The following is a 20,054-nucleotide window of genomic DNA, read 5'->3' on the forward strand; positions in this document are numbered from 1 at the left end:
GTATGCTGTAACATATTCGTTTTGAGAAGAAGGGGTGAGCACCTAAGCGGAAGATAGTTCGTCCTTTGCGATAAAATAGAAGTTGAGGAGTTTAGAGATTGGGGAAAGCTCATCTTTGAGCAAGCAGGGGAAGAGTCCTAAGGTGTCGTGAAAAATACCGTAAGGATGATAAATCCAATAAAAAAAGGTGCCTGCATGAAGAGGCACCTTTGTGTTAAAATTTTAGTTTGTTGAATCAGCAAGCTTCACGAGTACGTGGGACATATGCTTCCGTTCTTCTTCGTCTGCAAATTTCCAAAGCTCGTTTAACAATTTTTGCTCACGGTTACGGGGATCTTCGTGCTTGGCGAGATAATCGCCAACTCGCTTAGCGCCTTTTGCAAGTCCATCTTCCCCTAATCCGAGCTTTTCTCCCTTATTAACCTGGTCACCTAGATAATCCTTAAACGTTTGAAAATTTTGCATAATATCATCTTTTTTGTCTTCGCTCATCTTTGCTGCTGCATCTTTTGGATCTTGATTAGCCATTGTATCTCTCCTTTCGGTAGTATAGTTCTTCAAGTTCCACTTGTCAGCTTTTCTGAAACGTATAAGAGCTTCTGGATGTGCTATTGAAATAATAAAAAATATTATTTGGAAGCTTCATCGGTGAAGATGGGGTTTGTAAAAAGTATATTATTAAAATTATAAGTGAATTTGTTTACTTGGCATGCATACCGGGGTGATATTTTATAAAGAAAAAGAAAGGAGGCGGGTTGTTACGATGAAGATCATTCGAATTGTTTTGCAAATCTCTATTTTCTATCTGTTTTACTTAATAGGTGAAGGGCTCGGTGAACTATTAAACCTTCCGATTCCAGGCAGTATTATCGGGCTCATCCTGCTGTTTTGCTGCCTTTCTTTTAACCTCTTTTCTGTACGCTGGATTGAAGAGGGATCGATTTTTATGCTCTCTTTTCTTCCACTGTTTTTTATACCAGCTACGGTGGGAGTCATGAAATACCCGTCTTTCCTTTCTCTGAATGGTATCTTTCTAGTCATTATCGTTAGTGTCAGCACATTACTTACTATGGCTGCAGCCGGAAAAGTAAGTGAAATCTTTTCGAAAAAGGGGGAGAAGTGACATGCAGGCAGTCTTCATGTTTGCTGGAACGATTTTAATTTTTTTAATGATGAGTCGTCTTTATATTCGCTTTCATTATTCATTTTTTGTCCCTGTCTTAACCTCAACGTTTCTTATCGTGACACTGCTTGTCCTTTTCCAAATCCCTTATGAAACTTATATGGATGGAGGGAAGGTGATCGATTTCTTTTTAGGACCAGCTGTTGTAGCACTTGCCTACCCGATGTATAAGCAGCGTAAGGAAATTAGGGCATATATCATTCCTGTGGCTTCCGGTGTGCTTGCTGGTCTTGTGACATCACTTGTCACAGGCGTTTTGTTTGCAAAAGCTTTTGGAATTGACCGCATTCAAATCTTATCCATGGTTCCTAAATCATTAACGACACCTGTCGCCATCCCGGTTTCTGCTGAGATTGGCGGAGTTCCTTCCATGTCAGTTGTTTTTACAATGATTGCCGGTTTTACAGGGATTATTATCGGCCCACACCTTGTGAAATGGATGCGCCTGAAGGGTTCAATGGGGCAGGGGATTGCTTTTGGAAGTGCTTCTCATGCTCTCGGAACTTCGAAGGCACTGGAATATGGAGAGGAAACAGCCTCTATGAGTTCAGTGGCCATGAGTTTAACAGCCATCTTTGGTTCTGTACTTGGCCCGCTGTTCGTCTGGCTGTTTCAAATTTAGAGTGGAGTTCTGTTCCATTTATGATGAGTAGAAAAAGCGGCTGGAGAGAAATGACTCGCTTTTAAGCGGGGAGCCGGTGAGCCAGCTCCTTGCACCCTCGTGTCTCACCATGGGTTCTATCTCCTGTAGGAGTCTAGCAGTTTTCACTATCTTATTCACATATTTGAGGAGGGCAAAGACGGTTTCGTTTACTTTATAAAGAGGAACGAGGCTGGAAATAGCTCGTTTTCCGCGGGGAGCTGATGAGCTAGCTCGTTGCACTCGCGGATCTCATCTTGGCTCTATCTCCCTGCAGGAGTCTCGCCATTTCCCCGCCTCTTTTACCGTTCGGGGTATAAAGGAACGCTATAGTTTCAGTACCCGCTATTAAGGAAATGGTCTTTTCTTACTCAGTGTTCCGTTACTCCTAATAAACGCAAAGGGCCAGGGGAAACGGCGAGACTCCTATGGGAGAGAAGAACAGGGTGAGATCCCGGAAGGCTTTAGCCTGAGGAAGCTCACCGTTCGCCCATGGAAAGCGGGTTGTTTCCCGAGGCCTGGTTCTCGTTATTCAGGCAAACGGAACAGGTCTCCATAATATAAGTTTTCAAAACTTTCGAAAATGTTTCACGTGAAACAAAAAAGGAGGGAACCCCCTCCTAATCACATAAGCCTCGTTATAAATGCAGTCGCAATCCCAAAATAAATAAGCAGTGATAATATATCGTTAATCGTTGTAATCAACGGTCCTGAAGCAATAGCCGGGTCTATTTTCAGCTTATACAAAATAAGAGGGATAATCGTACCCGCAATGGTGCCGATCACCAGGGTAAGCAGAAGAGAACTCCCTACAACAAGACCAAGCGTAATATTACCCCGCCAGAAATAAGCGATCAATGAAATTAACACCCCGCACGTTAAGCCGATAATAATACCTACCCAAAGTTCACGACCCACCAATTTAACGACTTGACGGAAATTCAGATCCTGTGAAGCTAACCCCCTGACGACAACTGCGAGCGACTGGGTACCGGTATTCCCAGTCATACCGGCAATCATGGGCATAAAGAAAGCCAGAGCCACGACAGTTTCAAGGGTTGACTCAAAGCTGCTGATAATACTTCCTGAAATCAGTCCAATAAACAACAGTAATATCAGACAGGGCAGACGGCGGTAAGCAGCGACGAGCGGCTTTGTTGTAAAGTCAATCGACTTACCTGAAGCGGAAAGTTTTTCAATATCTTCATTGGCTTCCTGATACACCACATCCAGGACATCATCTACAGTAATAACTCCTACGAGACGGTCCCCATCTTCAACGATTGGCAGCGATACAAAGTCATAGCGGTTAATGATGCTTGCCGCTTCCTCCTGGTCTGTAAGTACATCGGCTTTTACAACTCTAGTGTACATAATATCCTCGATTTTATCGGTGATTTCTCCAAGAATTAAGTCTTTGTAGGATACGACTCCCACTAACCTTTTTTCTTCATCAATTACGTAAAGGTAGTTTAAATACTCTGCCAGCTCTGCAAAGACCTTAAGCTTATCAACAGCATCTCTGATTGTATAGTGACGGGGAATCCAAACATAGCGGTTGTTCATAATCCGACCAGCAGTTTCGGGAGGGTAATTCATCATATTTTGAACAATTTGTGATTCTTCCGCTTTCATGGAGGAAAGAAGTTCTGTAATCTTTTCGGGTTCCAGGTCTGTCAATAAAGAGGCTAAGTCATCATTCTCCATCAGATCCAGTACCACTCTGGACTTCTTCTTACCAAGCCGCTGCAAGACATCTAGCTGGTCCTCACGCTCAAGTTCTCCCATAAGGCTGGTCAGCTGCTCAAGCGGTAAGTAAAGCAGGAACTTGTCTGAATGCTTATTCGGGATGTGATTGTACTGCCGGGCAATATCGTATGGCTGAAGTTCTGCGATAATGTTTTGGAAAGCTCTCCTCTTCCCATCTTTCAATGATTGGATAAGGGCCAGAGTAATTTCATTTTCCGAAAGCGCAATAGACATGGGTATCCCTCCTCCCGTTTTGTTTGTATACCTAACTTTCCCTGTTCTTAAATTTAATATGAAAAAGACTGAATATAAATGAACCGGACAAAAAGGACAAAGAAGAGGTTTGGTGATATGGGTAAACGTACAATCAGTAGCCGTTTGTCCTGCGTATATAAATTATGTAACGTAAATAAGCAAAAGAGAGGAGGCTGGTTGAAATGAACAAAGCTTTTCACGGATTTCACGGCCAGAACCCTAATGATATGGTGATGGGGCAAATGGAAAACAACATGATGATGGGGCAATCGGAAAATAATATGATGATGGGGCAATCCGACATGGTGCCAAATATGATGGGGCCTGATCAAGGGCAAGTTATGGGTGAAAGTTATGAGGAAAACGGTAACCAGGTGGCGCCTGCTGTACAAGAGCCAACAGAAACGATGCCTGCTCAGGTAGAGCCTGTACGGGAATTCACCGAGAATTTTAATCGTGAGGTGTTAATTCCAGTCGTTCATCCGAGTCACACAACACAAATTCATCATACGCATTATAAGTATTTACACTCTTTCCCACATACGTGCTCAGTAGTAAACACTTACTCTTGTGAGAATGTCACTGTTCCTTACCCTCCGCAAAACTGGATGGGGGCGCAGCGTCCTAGATGGTAACTCAGAAAGTATGATTAGAAAAGATATAGGGATGCTCGCTCCTCCTATATCTTTTTTTCCAAGGCGGTCTGGACAAGCACGTATGAATCTCCCTTCGCTTGTTAAAAATAATCGTAAGGGAGGTGTATCACATGGCGAAAGATGTGCTTTGTGAAGTAAACAACTGTAAATATTGGGAGCATGGAAATCATTGTACAGCTGAAGCGATTTATGTGGTCAGCCACAGCGGGAAGCAGGCTTCTAAACAGGAAGAAACCGACTGTAAGACATTCGAACTTGAAAAGCATTAAGAAATGATGAAAGGAGTCTGGAAAAAGTATCTGCCAGGCTCCTTTATTAGTTCATCGATTTTTTCTCCACGGCTTTATGACTCCTAGTAGCAATAGAAGCAGGAGATAAGTAAGCATCGTCACAAAGACTGAAACACTAAGCAGAAGAATCTGATTGGGTGTTACAGAGCTTAAATAATCAAAAGTTCCGTGACCGATGATCCCCATAAGTGCTCCTGATATCCCCACTTTTATAAAATCTCCAGGAACGAATCGAAGACCGACGAGTTTGGATATGGTAGCAAAGTGGAGCAGTGTTCCTAAAATAACGCTGGCGCTGATTCCTAAACAGACTCCGTAAATGCCAAAGTCTGGACGCGACGCTAAGAGGAAGATAAACCCGAGTTTCGCGGAATGGGCAATTAAATCGTTCACCATAACGAGATTGGCTTTTCCTAATCCGATAATCACGGACTGCAGAGGAATTCTAAAATATTGAAGCAGATGAAAAGGAGCCATCATTTTTAATAAAATTGCAGCTTCCGGCGAGTTGTAAATGACGGTCGTCAGCTGATCAGCGAACAGCCACAGAACAAGGGAACTCGGCACCCCGACGATCAGGGCAATCCGAATCGACTGCTGGGTCCTTTTATGAATCATGTCACTGTTCTTATGCTCCTTTGCTTCACTGATCGCAGGAACTAAAGGAATGGACATGGAATTCGTTACAAATCCCGGCAGCATTAATAAGGGCATAACAAAGCCCATAACAATACCAAACTGCTGTGTAGCCATGGCTGTCCCGATTCCCGCAATCGCCAGGCTTTGTGTAATCAAAATCGGCTGAACGACTCCGATTAAGGAATGGATCAAACCATTTCCTGTGGTTGGAAGCCCTGTCTGCATGAGATCAGTAAAGACCTTTTTACCCTTGTCCACTTTGGAAAAAGGCTCGCGAAACGAAAATCGCCGGCGTTTAAACCATTTAAATGCAGACATTAAATACAGCAAGGAAAAAGCCTCGCCAATAATCCCGCTTAACACAGCTCCTGCCGCAGCGAATTCTAATCCATAAGGCAGCAGCCACTGGACGAATAAAAAGATAAATCCAATCCTTGAGAACTGCTCAATAACTTGAGAAATGGCGATTGGTGTCATATTTTGTTTTCCACGAAAATATCCCTTAATAACGGAGGAAACCGCTATAATAGGAATGATCGGAATAACAGCAAGTAATGAATAATAGGCACGCTGGTCAGTCAGGAAAATGGAAGCCAGCACTTTTGCTCCAATAAGAGCACCGCCCATTAAAAGAATACCGATCACACTGGTTATCGTTAAAGATACGATCAGTATTTTTTTTACCCGCTGTGGGTCATTATTTACCTCTGCTTCAGCTACAAGCTTTGAAATCGCTACAGGCAGACCGAGTGTCGTCAGTGTTATCAATAAACCTGTAAGAGGCATCGCCATCATAATAAGGCCGACCCCTTCAGGACCCAATACATTTGCCATGACAATCCCATTAGCAAATCCTAAAACCCGTGTAATCAGGGCGCCAATGGTAAGTATAATCGTTCCTTTGAGAAGGCTTTGTTTAGTCATGTGTTCACGCATCCTTTACCTTGTCCATATATGATATATATGGCAGGGAAAGGGGAAGTTGCTCTATTTCATTAAAATCTTTTTAAATACTTTTAGCATAGGAGAGAATTACGTGAAGAGAGGAAATATTATTTTTCTTAATGGAGTATCAAGCTCTGGCAAAACGACATTAGCTTTTGAGCTTGCTTCAAAGCTTCATCATCACTTTCCGCTAAGTCTTGACCAGTATGATGATCTAATCGCAAGCATGGAGAACCGTGAACAGGAAAAACTGATCCCGGTTCCGACCGAGCATTTCTTTCACCAGACGATTACTATGTTTTCCGATCGAGGTATTGATTTAATCGTGGATCATCTTTTACATAATGAGCATACCATGCAAGATGCCTTTGCCGTTTTAAAAGATTATCCAGTTTTCTTTGTCGGCGTACACTGCCCTTTAGAGGTGTTAAATGCCAGGGAAAAAGCGAGAGGAGACCGTACGATCGGCCAAGCTGAAAAACAGTTGGAGTTTGTGCACCAGCAGGGGGAAGTGTACGATGTTGCAGTCGATACGTCTAAAGAAGGGGCAGCAGATATTATCCTTAACCTATTGAAAAAGCAGGAAAGGTATCAGGGATGGAAAACGACGGTTCAAAAAAATCCTTTGCCTTAAAGGACTGATATGATAAACTTAAACTATATTGCAAAACAATATAGTGTTTTTTAACTAACTAGCTTGTATAACAACATAGATGGTAAAGGAGCGATCCATTTGTCTTCAAGTCAAATGTTAAAAGGAATTCTGGAAGGATGTCTTCTCTCCATCATTGCAAAAGGGGAAACCTATGGATACGAAATGATGGAAAAGCTGAATGAGCATGGCTTTTCCATGGTCAAGGAAGGAAGTATTTACCCCCTGCTGCTGAGGATGAAAAAAGAGGGCCTTGTCAAAACGACTCAAAAGAAACTGCCATCAGGTGGTCCAAAGCGAAAGTATTATACATTAACAGACGAAGGGAAAAAGGAGCTGAACCATTTCAAAAAAAGATGGGAAGAGATTTCCTATAGTGTTGATCACTTATTAAAGGAGGAGAAAAGAAGTGACATTATCTAAGAACAGCCAGGAGTTTCTCGGTAACTTACGGACATATTTAACGGCTTCCGGGAAGGGTGAGGCGGAGATTAATGAAATTGCAGGCGAACTCGAAGATCATCTAACAGAAGCCGAGAAACACGGAAAAAACATGGACAGTATCACTGGACAATCACCTAAGGAATATATGGAGCAGATATCTGCAGAAATGCCTGTGAACAGCCGGACGATCATTCAGTATATCTCCATGATTTTATTAGGAGCCTTTGCCTATATTCTTCTTGGTGATGTAGTGAATGGAGGCATCACAATAAGTATGGTAGAGCTCGCTGGTTATCCAATCATTGTTCTTCTCTATGTTTTCCTTACCGCGGCGGTATTTCGGTACATTGCCAGCTCCACTCCTCGCAAATCGAAAGAGTGGCTGCTCTTTGGTTTGCTTGGAACTATCCCTGCTGTCCTGTTTCTTGCATTGATTTTTATGAGTCAGTATTATCCGGTAAGTACGATTACATTCAATACTGCTGCAAACTCAGCGGCAGCGGTCGGGTGTATTGCTGTATTTATTGGAATGGCGCTCTGGAGTAAAACATGGTTTACCATTATTATTCCCCTCCTGATGTTTGTTCCTCAGCTGATCGTCAAAGTGACCGGGTTTGCAGAAGAGACACAGCTGGCAATATCAAGTTCTGTAATGTTTATTGGCATAATGATCTATTTAATTTTAAGCGGGCGTAAATTAAGAACAGACGAAAAAAGACCTTCCTCCCTTTAAGAGAGTGAAGGTCTTATTCTTAAGCAACTTCTTTTTCAGGAGATGGGTCTGGTGTGGCCCCATCGACCATTAAGAAAATTGCGGAGAGGATATGCATAATCATTCCGATGACAGGGATCCAGCCGATACAGGAAGTAATAATTCCTAGTACACTTCCTCTGGAAGCGCCCTTATCCTTTTTCGTCAGGACTAAAGTAATAATGTGAAGAGCTAGCATAACAGCAAGCGGTGTCCAGTAAAGGGAGATAATAAGAGCACCACCGAAGAAAGGAATAGCAAGAATGGCTTCAAGACTGCCTGTAACCCATTTTAAGATTCTCGATGCTGACAACTGTTTGGCCTCCTTAGAGAAGAATGAACTCAACTTCGTAAGGATAGTATACGGAGGGGGGACACCAGGTAGAACTGCTGGTATTTCCACTTTCTAAATGAGGGGTTATTTTCCTGATTGTGGATAAAAGGATATTGAATTAAATCTTAATCCCTATTACCATGGACTCAGCTGTAATAATAAAGGAGGAAGGCTGTTGAAAGGAATCGGGATCGGCTTATCGATTGTTATTTGCTTAGGCGTTTTCGGCGCTATAGGCTATATGGCATTTGATATTATAACAGGCGACGTAAAAGAGACGACACAGACTGAAGAAAGCACGAGTACAGAGACTCAAGAACAGAAAGTAGAAGAGTTATCCCGAAAAAAATTTGCAGAAGGAGACGAAGAGGATTTAAACCCTTTTGGTGACTCAAAGAAGCAGATGGATTTAACAAGTTCGGACTATCAGGAATACATACACCAGATGTCTCACCAGAAAGTAAAGGCAGATAAAAAGTGGGGCTTTTATTTAATTACAGAGGAACGGATTGACTGGCTGATTGAAGGATTGGAAGTTGTAAATCTAAAGCAGAAAGACCGATACTCCAAGATACTAAGTACCTGGCAGAATGGAGACTTTTCAGCAGCTGATGACCATCACAATGAGATGTGGAGACTGCAGGGGGGTACTGTAGGAAAAGCATTCGGTATATTATCAGAGGCAGAAGAAGAAGCATATATTGAAAAAAGCAGACATTAAGAAATCCCGAAGGCCGCTCTTCGGGATTTTTTTGAGGTAACATAATTTTCTCCTTTAGCATTTTCAGGAGAGTCCTTTAAAAAATTCCTTGTTATTTGTAAAAAGACGCTCCAATAATAACAAGAAGAATAAACAACACAACGATGAGCGCGAAGCCTCCGCCTCGGCCGTAACCGCCATAACCGCCGCAGCCCCAGCCGCCATAGCCGCCCCAGCCACCAAATCCGTAGCCCATATTGTTCACCACCTTTATTTGCATTTGTAGCATCTTATGAAGAAGAGGATACATATGGAAAGGCTATTGTCGGATATGTATAAAAAAACACTAAAATACGGGATTGGAATATAGATATTTAAAAAGCTGCGGGAGTGAGAAGATTGAGGAGTGATCCAACTAAAACAGCGAGAGGCTTTATCGAGGAATACTTTCCACATTGTGAAGCTGCCTTGTTATCGGGAAGTGTTGTCCGGGGAGAACACACCTCTTCATCAGATTTAGATATCGTCATACTGGAAAAAGATACTTATCGAAAATCGTTTGTCTATCAAGAATGGCCTATTGAAGCATTTGTATATAATGAAGACTCCTTAGATTATACTTTTTTTATTGAAAAACAGCATGGAGTTCCACTCCTCACACGCCTCTGTGCAGAGGGTGTCATCATCAAAGGGGGAATGAGAGCAGATGCGTTAATTGAGGAGGGGAAGAAAAGCCTATTAGAAGGGCCCAATCCTCTGCCTGCTTATAAATTAGACCAATGCCGGTACATGATCTCTGACCTTCTTGATGATTTAGAAGGATCTGCCTGCAAAGCGGAGGATATCTTTACAGTTTCTGCTCTGATCGGCCAGCTGCATTCCTTTATTTTAAGGGCTGAGCAAAAATGGACGGGTGAAGGGAAATGGATGTATCGTTCTCTAAAAAAACATAATCCACTGATCGCCAGGAGGCTCGCTGAATGTACAGAGACCTTTTACAAAAGCCATCAAAAAGAGGACATCATCCAGCTGGCTGATGAACTGCTCAAACCTTTTGGAGGCAGGCTCTTTCATGATTTTATGTCACGGCACTAGCGGAAGAGTGAAATGAGGGAATGAAAAAGTGATATAATTTTTAAAATTGCTTAATGAAGGAGGTAAAGCGATGAACAGCAAGGATCTCATAGACCATCTAGGGTTAATACCTCATCCAGAAGGAGGTTTCTATAAACAAACCTATCATTCAACATTGGGGACAAATACACCCAGGGGACAAAGGAGCTTATATACAAGCATTTATTTTCTGCTGCGCTCAGAAGATGTTTCCCACTTTCACAGGCTTCAATCGGACGAACTATGGTACTATCACGGCGGCAGCACGCTAACCGTCCATATGATTACTCCAGAAGGGGAATACAAGCAAATAAAACTGGGATTGAATGTCGCTAGAGGAGAGGTGCCTCAGTTTGTTGTGCCAAGGTATACAATTTTCGGCTCGTCTGTTGATGAGGAGGATACGTTCTCTTTCGTAGGATGCATGGTTTCTCCTGGGTTTGATTTTAAAGACTTTGAACTATTTGATAAACAAGAACTTCTGGATAAATATCCGGAGCATCGTGATGTTATAGAAAGGCTCGCCATTGAGGGTAAATAACATGCTCAAGTGGAACTCCTTCCCTAACCTTTCCCCATTTACCATTTTGAGGAAGTATAAAGACTGTTCCGTTTACTGTAGTAAGAGAAAAGCGGCTGGAAATGACTCCCTTTCCGCGGGGAGCCGGTGAGCTAGCTCGTTCCACTTGCGGATCTCACCCTGGCTCTATCTCCCTGCAGGAGTCTCACCATTTCCCAGCCTCTTTACCGGCGATGGCGTAAACGGAACTCTATGTTTGTAAGAAAATCCTCTACTTTAGTTCTCTTACTAAATGTTCCGTTACTCTAAAAAACATAAAGGGCCGGGGGAAACGGCGAGACTCCTATGGGAGAAAAGAACAGGGTAAGATCCCGGAGGGCTAAAAGGCCGAGGAAGCTTACCGTTCGCCCATGGAAAGCGAGTGGTTTCCCCAGGCCCGGTCCTCTTTATCAAGGTAAACGGACCAAGGAAATCTCCTTCAACTATCTATCGGAGGAGCATAAAACAGGGGAAAGTGGTTTGCCTTTTTAAATAAATCATTCGTCATTCGCATCCCCTAATAAATTTAGACATTGTGATTACAAACATGAAAAAAATGGGGTTTATGTCAATGATTCCAGGGAATTCTACCTGTAAGAAGTTGTTTGATGAAGGAGGTATTTCAAGGTGTTCACCATTCTTCCAAGCCGGGATACGTCCACGGTGGCTGTGGAAATTGAAGGAAAAGCAACAGGTGAGGATGCCAGGAAACTTAACGAGCATATCGAGAAACACTTTGGTGAAGAGAAAAAATTTAACGTCCTTGCAGTTATTCATGAGCTGGAAGGAACGACAGCAAAAGGAATAATGGACGGGATAAAGGTGGATGCCAAAAGGTGGGACCAGTTTAATAAATTCGCCGTCCTTAGTGATAAAAAGTCGATTAACGTGTCTGCAAAGGCAGGCAGCTACCTGCCTGGAGTGAAAGCAAAAGACTTTGATAAAGATGAGATAGAAAGCGCTTGGAATTGGATTCAGGAAAAAAATTAAATGTCTTTTCGATTCTCGACAGTAAAGGAGCCTCCTGGAAAGGAAGGCTCCTTTACTATGATTTCTGCAGCGGCCAAAACACCACTCTTCTGGATTCTGCATAATGAAAAAGCATTTGCCCTCCCGACAAGGAAGAAGGAGACACAGGAAGCAGGTTATGAGTTTCAAAATGACCCTCTGCATCTTGAAGACTCCAAGGAAGATGATGCACACCTACTGTATATATTTCATTTCGAATCGGTGTAAACAAATAGTAGCGTTCCACCAGCCAGCTTGCGAGACTGCCTTTTTCAGGATAATATGCCTCTGCACCAATCTGCCAGCTTCCTTCCAGGAAAGCTCCTGACTTTCCTCTGCGCCTGCTGTAATAATGGAAGCTGTCTTCGTTACGATGCATTCTCATATCAGCATAGTAATAAGGGAGGGTGGTCATTCGCGCACCAAGTACGTCCAATAATTTTTCAGCATCAAGGCTGAAGAAATAGATGCCGGGAAGACCGTTGCGCTTTACATATGTACGGACATTCAGCTCTAAAAAATGATGAAGGTAAGGGATTTTGGGGGTCAGGCGAAAATGCATGCCGCTTACAAGAAACGGCAGGACGGTAATCCATGCCTTTCCGTTATATGTATCCAATTCGAGGCCTTCTGGTAATAGAGGAGTAAGGGCCTCATTTTTAACAGAATGATGCATAAATAATGTATGATCCCATCTTTGTGAAAAAATCCACGGTCCTTTAGGAAGAGGAGAATCACGATGCTCTGTTGTTGACAGGATTTCTTTATATCTCATTTATGTTCTCTCCTAAAACAAGCAGGTACGGCCGGGAGAGGGGGAGGTTCAACCTGGCCGTACCTGTGTTTATAAATTCACTTTACCCGCATTGGGCATTAATTATTCCCTTTTCCTTTAGAAACTTCACTTACGATATCAGCTGCTACTTCATTAGCACCTTCAATGCCGATATCTCCAAGGCTTACAACCCCTTGAATAGAATCATTCTCAATGACAAGCAGACGCTTGATCTGATGATCCTGCATAAGTCTTGCTGCTTCTTGAACATCCATATCAGGATATCCTGTCACTACATTCTCTGTCATAACATCGGATGCTTTAATATTATCAGGAGAACCTTTTGCGAGTCCTTTAACGACAATGTCGCGATCAGTGACTACACCGACGTATCTGTCATTCTCAACGAGCGGAATGAAACCAACATCTTGTTCTTTCATGTGTTTCGCTAAAGTCTGTAAATCATCGGACGCATTGCAAGAGGCTAGATTACTTGTCATATAGTCTTTTACGACACTCATTAGTTATCCACCTTTCAAATATTGATGTTATTTTGATATATATTTCTGTTTCCGTATTCCAGAAAATTTAAACATAAAAAATTCGACAAATGTTGATAACACAGGGGTTTAGTGAGCGGTGGAAGAAACATTTTAGTTTAGTGATATAAAAAGTATGGGAAGGGTTTCATGGTAAAAAAGACAGTATGATAAAATATAATGAAACCGCTGCCATAAAGGAGCTGAGTCTTATGCTGTCGATAATTAATAAATATAAAGATGGAATTTTTGAAACACTGTTTGAAAATGTGAATCAATGTATCGTGATCGTTGATAAAAAAGGCTATATTACTTATATGAATGAAGGCTATTGTGAGTTTTTACAAGTAGATAAAGCAGAAGTTAAAGGGAAACACGTCACGGAAGTGATTCATAATACTAGAATGCATATTGTCGTTGAAACCGGAAAAGAAGAAATGGCGGACATTCAGTACATCCGCGGCAATTATATGATTGCCAACCGTGTACCGCTGCGCTCTGAAGGTGAAATTGTCGGTGCCCTTGGGATGGTTTTATTTCGTGATACAGAGGAATGGCTGAAGATGAACAGCCATATTAAAACACTCCTCCTGGAACTTGAAAATTACCGTAATCAAATGAATAAACAGAACGGTACAAGCTACTCACTTCACGACATTATAACGGCTTCCCCTAAAATACAGGAAGTTAAGGACAAAGTGAAAAAGCTGGCAGCCGGGGAGGTTTCTGTACTGTTAAGGGGAGAAAGCGGGACAGGTAAGGAGCTTTTTGCCCACAGTATTCATCAGCTAAGTGAACGCCATATGAAACCTTTTGTAAAGGTGAACTGTGCGGCTATACCGGAAAATTTATTCGAGTCCGAGCTCTTTGGTTACCAGGAAGGGGCTTTTACCGGAGCTAAAAAAGGCGGCAAGCCGGGGAAATTCCAGCTTGCCGATGGAGGTACTATTTTTCTAGATGAAATCGGTGACATGCCATTACATGCCCAGGTGAAAATTTTAAGAGTGCTGCAGGAGGGTGAGGTTGAAGCGATCGGTGCTGTAAAACCGAAGAAAATCGATGTGAGGGTGGTGGCGGCAACCAATCAGTCGCTCGAAGATTTAATCGAGAAGCAGGAATTCCGAAAGGACTTATTTTACCGAATAAATGCCATGCAGGTGTTTATCCCTCCATTAAGGGAACGTTCAGAGGATTTGCGGGTGCTATCCAAATACCTGTTACAGAAGCTGACCGATCGAATCGGGAAACGGGTCACTGACTTTTCAGCAGAAGTTTACAGCTGTTTTCAACGCTATAACTGGCCGGGAAATGTAAGGGAGCTTGAGAATGTAATAGAGTCAGCAGTTTATTTAACGAATGATGAAACGATCCAGCTTGGCGACTTGCCTGATCATATGCAAAGAGAATTCCAGCCGGCCCCGAAAACTTTAAAGGGGATTCTCGAAGATACAGAAAAGAAGGCACTGGAACAGGCTTTAAAAAGGTTCAAGAATGACAAAGCGGCTGCCGCTAAATCGCTGGGAATCGGAAAAACCAGCTTTTATGACAAACTGAAAAAATACAGGCTGTGAGTCATTCCGTGAATCCGGAAGTTTATTCCGGGTAAGCGGAATGATTTTTTTATGCCTTCAATGTAAGGGTTTTCATGAATGTAGTAAATGAACATAATAACCAATTCCGGATTTCCGGAATTAAATGATGACGAACCCTGGCGAATCCTTAGTTTAATTGTTGGCACGAATCTTGCATATAAAAGGGTGAAGGGAGTGTTAGGAAGATGAAAACGATATATTCATCATTTGAACAAGCTGTTAAAGAAATAAAAGACGGATCAACGATTATGGTTGGTGGCTTCGGACTTGTAGGAATACCGGAGAACCTGATTCTTGCATTAGTAGATTCAAAAGTGAAGCACCTGACCGTTATCTCTAACAACTGCGGGGTAGACGACTGGGGTCTTGGACTGCTTCTTAAAAATAAGCAGATTGATAAAATGGTAGGATCCTATGTTGGAGAAAATAAAGAGTTCGAACGTCAGGTTCTTTCAGGGGAGCTTGAAGTCGAGCTGACGCCTCAGGGCACCCTTGCGGAAAGAATACGTGCCGGCGGAGCAGGAATCCCGGCCTTTTATACACCAGCAGGGGTAGGAACGCCAATCGCAGAAAACGGTGAAGTCAGAAACTTTGATGGAAAAGACTATCTTCTTCAAACCGGCCTTCGCGCAGATTTCAGCCTTGTGCGTGCGGTTAAAGGAGATAGACAGGGGAACCTTGTCTACAACAAAACGGCCCGTAATTTCAACCCGATGATGGCGGCTGCGGGCAAAGTAACAATAGCTGAAGTTGAGGAGCTTGTGGAAACAGGAGAGCTTTTTGCAGATGAAATCCATACTCCCGGTATTTATGTTCAAGGACTGATTGAAGGAGAACAGGAAAAGCGGATTGAACGACTGACGCTTGCTCAAGCATAACTATAGGAGGGGAAAATAATGAAATTAGATAGAGCTAAAGTGAGGGAGCAGATTGCCCGTCGAGCTGAACAGGAAATTGAAAGCGGTTACTATGTGAACCTGGGCATTGGTATGCCGACAATGGTTGCGAATTATATTCAGGGTGATAAAGAAGTTGTCCTGCAGTCAGAAAATGGCCTGCTCGGGATTGGACGGTCTCCTTATGAAGAAGAGGTTGATCCTGATTTAATCAACGCCGGAAAAGAAACCGTAACAGAAGCGATAGGAGCGTCCTATTGTGACAGTGCAGAATCTTTTGCCATGATCCGCGGAGAACACCTCGACCTGGCCATACTCGGAGGAATGGAAGTTTCTGAAACAGGAGATCTTGCCAACTGGATGATTCCCGGAAAAATGATTAAAGGCATGGGTGGAGCAATGGATATCGTTCACGGAGCGAAAAAGATTGTTATCATCATGGATCATGTCAATAAACACGGGGAGCCGAAGATTTTAAAGGCCTGCAGCCTGCCGTTAACCGGTCAAGGAGTAGTAGACCGTATTATTACCGATCGGGCAGTGATTGATGTCACGTCAGAAGGCCTAGAATTGATCGAAGTGCTCAATGGTTTTTCAATAGAAGGAGTAAAAGCTTCGACTGAAGCTGAATTGCACGTCAGCGAAAAGTTACTGACTAATAATTAGGAGGTTTTACAGATGAGTCAAGTTGTTTTTATTACAGGTGCTGCCAGCGGAATTGGTTATCAAATTGGTACGGCTTTTGCAAAGGAAGGAGCAAAGGTGGTTCTTAGCGATGTAAATGAAGAGAAAGTCAAAGAGGCAGCCGAAACTCTAAAGAAAAAAGGCTGTGAATGTATCGGTCTTAAGTGTGATGTCACAAAGGAAGAAGAGCTGAAGAATTGCATTGATGAAACGATCACAACTTATGGACGTCTTGACGTGTTAATTAACAATGCCGGCCTGCAGCATGTCGCTTCAATTGAAGAGTTTCCTACCGAGAAGTTCCGTTTTATTACAGATGTGATGCTGGTCGCCCCATTTATGGCGATAAAGCACGCTTTTCCAATTATGAAGAAGCAGGGATTTGGGCGGATTATTAATATGGCATCTATTAACGGGTTAATTGGTTTTGCCGGGAAGGCAGCCTATAACAGTTCCAAGCATGGTGTAATCGGCTTAACAAAAGTGGCAGCGTTGGAAGGAGCCGAACATGGGGTTACGGTTAATGCGATCTGCCCTGGCTATGTCGACACACCATTAGTTAGAAACCAGTTGGAAGATTTAGCGTCCAACCGCGGGGTTTCCCTTGAAAAAGTTTTAGAAGAGGTTATTTATCCGCTAGTTCCTCAGAAACGGCTGCTTTCTGTTGAGGAAATTGCCGACTATACGATGTTTTTAGCAAGTGAAAAAGCAAGAGGTGTTACAGGCCAGGCAGTCGTTCTAGATGGCGGTTATACAGCCCAATAATAAAGGAGGATGTTCAATGAGAGAAGTATATATTTTAGAAGGCGCCCGCACCCCGTTTGGCAGTTTTGGAGGCAAGTTAAAAGATTTAGATCCAACGACGCTTGGGGTGACGGCAAGTAAAGAAGCCATCAGAAGAAGCGGAATTTCTCCTGAGCAGATAGACTTTTCTGTAATTGGAAATGTGATTCACTCCGCTAAGAATGCTCCCTATCTTTCAAGGCATATTGCCTTAAACACCGGAGTCCCTCAAAGCAGCCCGGCGCTTACAGTTAACCGGCTGTGCGGGTCAGGCCTCCAGGCTGTTGTTTCAGCTGCCCAGTCGATTCAATTAGGCGAAGGTGAAGCGGCATTAGCCGGAGGGGTGGAAAACATGAGCCTTTCACCTTATGCCCTAAGAGGGAGCCGTTTTGGAACAAAACTTGGCACACCGAAGATGGACGATATGCTGTGGGCGGCCTTAACCGATGAATACATAGGCTGCGGAATGGGGGTAACAGCGGAAAACCTTGCAGAGAAATACGAAATCAGCCGTGAAGAACAGGATGCCTATGCCGCTATAAGCCATAAGCGGGCGGCAGCGGCAAGAAGAGAAGGAAGGCTGGCTGAGGAAATTACAGCCGTAGAAATCAAAAGCCGTAAAGGGACATTGGAAGTAACGGAAGATGAGCATATCCGTGAAGATACAACGCCAGAAGGGCTTTCGGCTTTAAAGCCTGCTTTTAAAAAGGACGGCAGTGTAACCGGAGGAAACGCGAGTGGAATTAACGACGGAGCTGGTGCAGTCGTTGCAGCAAGTGAAGATTTTGTCAGAGCTAATAACAGCACCCCGATCGCGAGAATCATTTCCTGGGGAGTAGCAGGGGTAGATCCAGCTTATATGGGCATCGGACCAGTCTCCGCCATTAAGAAAGCTTTACAGTCAGCAGCTCTTACGCTTGAGGATATGGATTTAATTGAAGTAAACGAAGCGTTTGCTTCCCAGTACTTAGCCGTAGAAAAAGAGCTGGGGCTTGATCGTGAGAAAGTGAACGTTAACGGCGGAGCAGTCGCACTCGGACACCCGATTGGTGCAAGCGGTACACGAGTATTGTATTCATTAATTAAAGAGCTGAAACGCCGTAACAATAAATATGGTGCAGCTTCGCTTTGTATTGGCGGCGGACAGGGAATCGCCATGATCGTTGAAGCTTTATAAAAATAAAGGGGGAGATTATCTATGCTTGGCATATTACTAGGACTTGTTGTCTTAATGGCTCTGGCTTATTTAGGATGGTCGATCATCTGGGTCGCACCGATTGCAGCCGGAGTTGTTGCGGTAACCGGGGGACTCGATCTTCTCGATGCCTATAAAAATACGTACATGGAAGGATTCGTCGGCTTTGCGAAAGACTGGTTTCCAGTCTTTATGCTCGGTGCCATCTTCGGAAAACTCATGGAGGATACGGGCATGGCCCGAACGGTTGCTGTTGCTTTAACTAAGCTGGTCGGTACGAAACGGGCGATTTTAGGAGTACTCGTTTCAGCTGCGGTTTTAACATACGGGGGAGTAAGTTTATTCGTTGTCGTATTCGCCGTATATCCTTTAGCATTATCACTTTTTAGAGAAGCCAATATCAGCCGCCGGTTAATCCCGGCGACTGTAGCACTGGGCGCCTTTACATTCACAATGACGGCTATTCCAGGGACACCACAGATTCAAAACCTGATCCCGATGGAATACTTCAAAACAGACGCCGCAGCAGCGCCTGTGATGGGAATTATTGCTGCTATTATCATGGCAGGAGGGGGCTATTTTTATCTCCGCTGGCGTGAGAAGCAGCTCACAGCAAAAGGAGAAAATTTCACCGAACCGAAGGATAATAAGATTACGAAAGAAAACGGGAAAGCTCCTAACTTTATTTTATCCTTACTGCCGCTGCTCACCGTTTTGATTACGCTCAACCTGTTGAAGTGGGATATTGTTACAGCATTAATTTCAGGAATTGTACTCATTATGCTTCTTAACGTACAACAGTTCAAAGGGTTTACAAAATCCCTTAACAGTGGAGCAGGAGGATCAGTTATTGCGATTATTAATACAAGTGCAGCGGTTGGTTTTGGAACAGTCGTAAAAGCGGTGCCCGGTTTTGAACGCCTGACCGAGGTGTTAATGGGGATTAAGGGAAATCCGCTTATCTCAGAAGCTGTGGCCGTAAACGTGCTTGCTGGGGCGACAGGCTCTGCATCAGGCGGTATGGGGATTGCCCTTGAGGCGCTTGGATCGAAATACTATGAAATTGCCATGAACAGTGGAATAAGTCCAGAGGCTTTCCATAGAGTAGCCTCATTATCTTCAGGAGGACTCGATGCCCTGCCTCATAATGGAGCTGTTTTAACGCTCCTTACGATTACAGGCATGTCACATAAAGACAGCTATAAGGATATCTTCGTTGTCGCTGTCTTAATTCCAGTAATTTCTGTTGCCGTTGTAATCTTACTTTCTTCTATTGGTATTTTATAAGGTTTATAAATGCTGGAAATTTGATAGAAAGCTGGAGGGAATTCCCTTGTTCCGTTTCCCTTGATAAAGAGGGGCGGGCCAGGGGAAATAACTCGCTTTCCATGGGCGAACGGTAAGCTTCCTCGGGCTTTGCCCTCCGGGATCTCACCTTGTTCTATCCTCCCATAGGAAGTCTCGCCGTTTCCTCCGGCACTTTATGATTATTAAAGTAAAGAAACATTGGAATAGCGAGGAAAAAATCCGATAGAAAGTTGGAGGGAATTCCCTTGTTCCGTTTCCCTTGATAAAGAGAATCGGACCTGGGGAAAGACTCGCTTTCCATGGGCGAACGGTGAGCTTCCTCGGGCTTTTAGCCCTCCGGGATCTCACCCTATTCTATCCTCCC

The 20,054-nt window shown here is 43.4% G+C and carries 24 protein-coding genes; 17 read left to right on the forward strand and 7 right to left on the reverse strand.

Features of this window, described 5'->3' with window-relative positions:
* Nucleotides 1-222: 222 nt before the first annotated feature.
* On the reverse strand, nt 223-528 hold the full coding sequence (locus tag B7E06_RS01360; RefSeq protein WP_082232174.1) for a DUF3243 domain-containing protein: 306 nt from the start codon (nt 526-528) through the stop codon (nt 223-225).
* Nucleotides 529-763: 235 nt separating this feature from the next.
* Between B7E06_RS01360 and B7E06_RS01365 the strand changes: the two genes are divergently transcribed.
* Together B7E06_RS01365 and B7E06_RS01370 are read left to right on the forward strand one after the other, a co-directional pair.
* The gene (locus B7E06_RS01365) at nt 764-1,123 is read left to right on the forward strand and encodes a CidA/LrgA family protein (RefSeq protein WP_082232175.1); all 360 of its coding nucleotides are present in this window, start codon (nt 764-766) and stop codon (nt 1,121-1,123) included.
* 1 nt (nt 1,124) lies between these two features.
* Nucleotides 1,125-1,805 carry an LrgB family protein gene (locus B7E06_RS01370; protein WP_082232176.1) on the forward strand — a complete coding sequence of 227 codons (681 nt, stop codon included), beginning with the start codon at nt 1,125-1,127 and terminating at the stop codon, nt 1,803-1,805.
* Between the two features lie 642 nt (nt 1,806-2,447).
* Here the strand turns inward: B7E06_RS01370 and mgtE are convergent.
* Nucleotides 2,448-3,806: a magnesium transporter gene (mgtE, locus tag B7E06_RS01375; protein ID WP_082232177.1), complete on the reverse strand. Its 1,359-nt coding sequence runs from the start codon at nt 3,804-3,806 to the stop codon at nt 2,448-2,450.
* 203 nt (nt 3,807-4,009) lie between these two features.
* On the opposite strand from mgtE, the gene B7E06_RS01380 reads away from it, so the two are divergent.
* Nucleotides 4,010-4,462: a CotD family spore coat protein gene (locus B7E06_RS01380; protein WP_082232178.1), complete on the forward strand. Its 453-nt coding sequence runs from the start codon at nt 4,010-4,012 to the stop codon at nt 4,460-4,462.
* Nucleotides 4,463-4,593: 131 nt separating this feature from the next.
* Nucleotides 4,594-4,752, forward strand: coding sequence for a DUF1540 domain-containing protein (locus tag B7E06_RS01385; RefSeq protein ID WP_082232179.1), 159 nt, complete (start codon nt 4,594-4,596; stop codon nt 4,750-4,752).
* 51 nt (nt 4,753-4,803) lie between these two features.
* Here B7E06_RS01385 and spoVB read toward each other — a convergent pair whose 3' ends face one another.
* Nucleotides 4,804-6,336: a stage V sporulation protein B gene (gene spoVB, locus B7E06_RS01390; RefSeq protein ID WP_082232180.1), complete on the reverse strand. Its 1,533-nt coding sequence runs from the start codon at nt 6,334-6,336 to the stop codon at nt 4,804-4,806.
* 112 nt (nt 6,337-6,448) lie between these two features.
* Here spoVB and B7E06_RS01395 point away from each other — a divergent pair, with 112 nt between their 5' ends.
* From B7E06_RS01395 to B7E06_RS01405, 3 genes are all read left to right on the forward strand, one after another.
* Nucleotides 6,449-6,991, forward strand: a complete 543-nt coding sequence (locus B7E06_RS01395) for a phosphotransferase-like protein (RefSeq protein WP_179133914.1) — start codon at nt 6,449-6,451, stop codon at nt 6,989-6,991.
* 99 nt (nt 6,992-7,090) lie between these two features.
* Complete coding sequence (locus B7E06_RS01400; RefSeq protein WP_082232182.1) at nt 7,091-7,432, forward strand: PadR family transcriptional regulator; 342 nt, start codon at nt 7,091-7,093, stop codon at nt 7,430-7,432.
* Nucleotides 7,419-8,186 carry a DUF1129 family protein gene (locus B7E06_RS01405; protein WP_082232183.1) on the forward strand — a complete coding sequence of 256 codons (768 nt, stop codon included), beginning with the start codon at nt 7,419-7,421 and terminating at the stop codon, nt 8,184-8,186. The genes B7E06_RS01400 and B7E06_RS01405 overlap by 14 nt, the downstream gene beginning before the upstream one ends.
* Before the next feature lie 19 nt (nt 8,187-8,205).
* On the opposite strand, the gene B7E06_RS01410 is transcribed toward B7E06_RS01405, so the two are convergent.
* Complete coding sequence (locus B7E06_RS01410; protein WP_082232184.1) at nt 8,206-8,517, reverse strand: hypothetical protein; 312 nt, start codon at nt 8,515-8,517, stop codon at nt 8,206-8,208.
* A 196-nt stretch (nt 8,518-8,713) separates the two neighbouring features.
* On the opposite strand from B7E06_RS01410, the gene B7E06_RS01415 reads away from it, so the two are divergent.
* The gene (locus B7E06_RS01415) at nt 8,714-9,259 is read left to right on the forward strand and encodes a DUF6241 domain-containing protein (RefSeq protein WP_082232185.1); all 546 of its coding nucleotides are present in this window, start codon (nt 8,714-8,716) and stop codon (nt 9,257-9,259) included.
* A gap of 91 nt (nt 9,260-9,350) precedes the next feature.
* Here the strand turns inward: B7E06_RS01415 and B7E06_RS01420 are convergent, their stop codons facing one another.
* Entirely contained in the window at nt 9,351-9,494 is a 144-nt protein-coding gene (locus B7E06_RS01420; RefSeq protein WP_082232186.1) for a YjcZ family sporulation protein, read from the reverse strand.
* Nucleotides 9,495-9,637: 143 nt separating this feature from the next.
* Between B7E06_RS01420 and B7E06_RS01425 the strand changes: the two genes are divergently transcribed.
* The 3 genes from B7E06_RS01425 to B7E06_RS01435 all read left to right on the forward strand — a co-directional run bounded on the left by B7E06_RS01425 (nt 9,638) and on the right by B7E06_RS01435 (nt 11,900).
* Nucleotides 9,638-10,333, forward strand: coding sequence for a nucleotidyltransferase domain-containing protein (locus tag B7E06_RS01425; RefSeq protein WP_179133915.1), 696 nt, complete (start codon nt 9,638-9,640; stop codon nt 10,331-10,333).
* 70 nt (nt 10,334-10,403) lie between these two features.
* Complete coding sequence (locus tag B7E06_RS01430; protein WP_082232188.1) at nt 10,404-10,892, forward strand: cupin domain-containing protein; 489 nt, start codon at nt 10,404-10,406, stop codon at nt 10,890-10,892.
* A gap of 645 nt (nt 10,893-11,537) precedes the next feature.
* On the forward strand, nt 11,538-11,900 hold the full coding sequence (locus tag B7E06_RS01435; protein ID WP_082232189.1) for a SpoIIAA family protein: 363 nt from the start codon (nt 11,538-11,540) through the stop codon (nt 11,898-11,900).
* 55 nt (nt 11,901-11,955) lie between these two features.
* Here the strand turns inward: B7E06_RS01435 and B7E06_RS01440 are convergent, their stop codons facing one another.
* Both B7E06_RS01440 and B7E06_RS01445 read right to left on the reverse strand, forming a co-directional pair.
* Nucleotides 11,956-12,693, reverse strand: coding sequence for a YqjF family protein (locus B7E06_RS01440; protein WP_082232190.1), 738 nt, complete (start codon nt 12,691-12,693; stop codon nt 11,956-11,958).
* A gap of 98 nt (nt 12,694-12,791) precedes the next feature.
* Nucleotides 12,792-13,214 carry a CBS domain-containing protein gene (locus tag B7E06_RS01445; RefSeq protein ID WP_082232191.1) on the reverse strand — a complete coding sequence of 141 codons (423 nt, stop codon included), beginning with the start codon at nt 13,212-13,214 and terminating at the stop codon, nt 12,792-12,794.
* Between the two features lie 230 nt (nt 13,215-13,444).
* Between B7E06_RS01445 and B7E06_RS01450 the strand changes: the two genes are divergently transcribed.
* The 6 genes from B7E06_RS01450 to B7E06_RS01475 all read left to right on the forward strand — a co-directional run bounded on the left by B7E06_RS01450 (nt 13,445) and on the right by B7E06_RS01475 (nt 19,669).
* Nucleotides 13,445-14,803, forward strand: a complete 1,359-nt coding sequence (locus B7E06_RS01450; RefSeq protein ID WP_082232192.1) for a sigma-54 interaction domain-containing protein — start codon at nt 13,445-13,447, stop codon at nt 14,801-14,803.
* 206 nt (nt 14,804-15,009) lie between these two features.
* The gene (locus tag B7E06_RS01455) at nt 15,010-15,702 is read left to right on the forward strand and encodes a CoA transferase subunit A (protein ID WP_082232193.1); all 693 of its coding nucleotides are present in this window, start codon (nt 15,010-15,012) and stop codon (nt 15,700-15,702) included.
* A gap of 18 nt (nt 15,703-15,720) precedes the next feature.
* Nucleotides 15,721-16,386, forward strand: a complete 666-nt coding sequence (locus B7E06_RS01460) for a 3-oxoacid CoA-transferase subunit B (RefSeq protein WP_082232194.1) — start codon at nt 15,721-15,723, stop codon at nt 16,384-16,386.
* A gap of 12 nt (nt 16,387-16,398) precedes the next feature.
* On the forward strand, nt 16,399-17,169 hold the full coding sequence (locus B7E06_RS01465; RefSeq protein ID WP_082232195.1) for a 3-hydroxybutyrate dehydrogenase: 771 nt from the start codon (nt 16,399-16,401) through the stop codon (nt 17,167-17,169).
* 16 nt (nt 17,170-17,185) lie between these two features.
* Nucleotides 17,186-18,364 (forward strand): acetyl-CoA C-acetyltransferase, encoded by a 1,179-nt coding sequence (locus tag B7E06_RS01470; protein WP_082232196.1) that lies wholly within the window; start codon nt 17,186-17,188, stop codon nt 18,362-18,364.
* A gap of 21 nt (nt 18,365-18,385) precedes the next feature.
* The gene (locus B7E06_RS01475; RefSeq protein WP_082232197.1) at nt 18,386-19,669 is read left to right on the forward strand and encodes a GntP family permease; all 1,284 of its coding nucleotides are present in this window, start codon (nt 18,386-18,388) and stop codon (nt 19,667-19,669) included.
* Nucleotides 19,670-20,054 lie beyond the last annotated feature (385 nt).

This window comes from Halobacillus massiliensis (assembly GCF_900166625.1).
Taxonomy (GTDB): domain Bacteria; phylum Bacillota; class Bacilli; order Bacillales; family Halobacillaceae; genus Halobacillus_A; species Halobacillus_A massiliensis.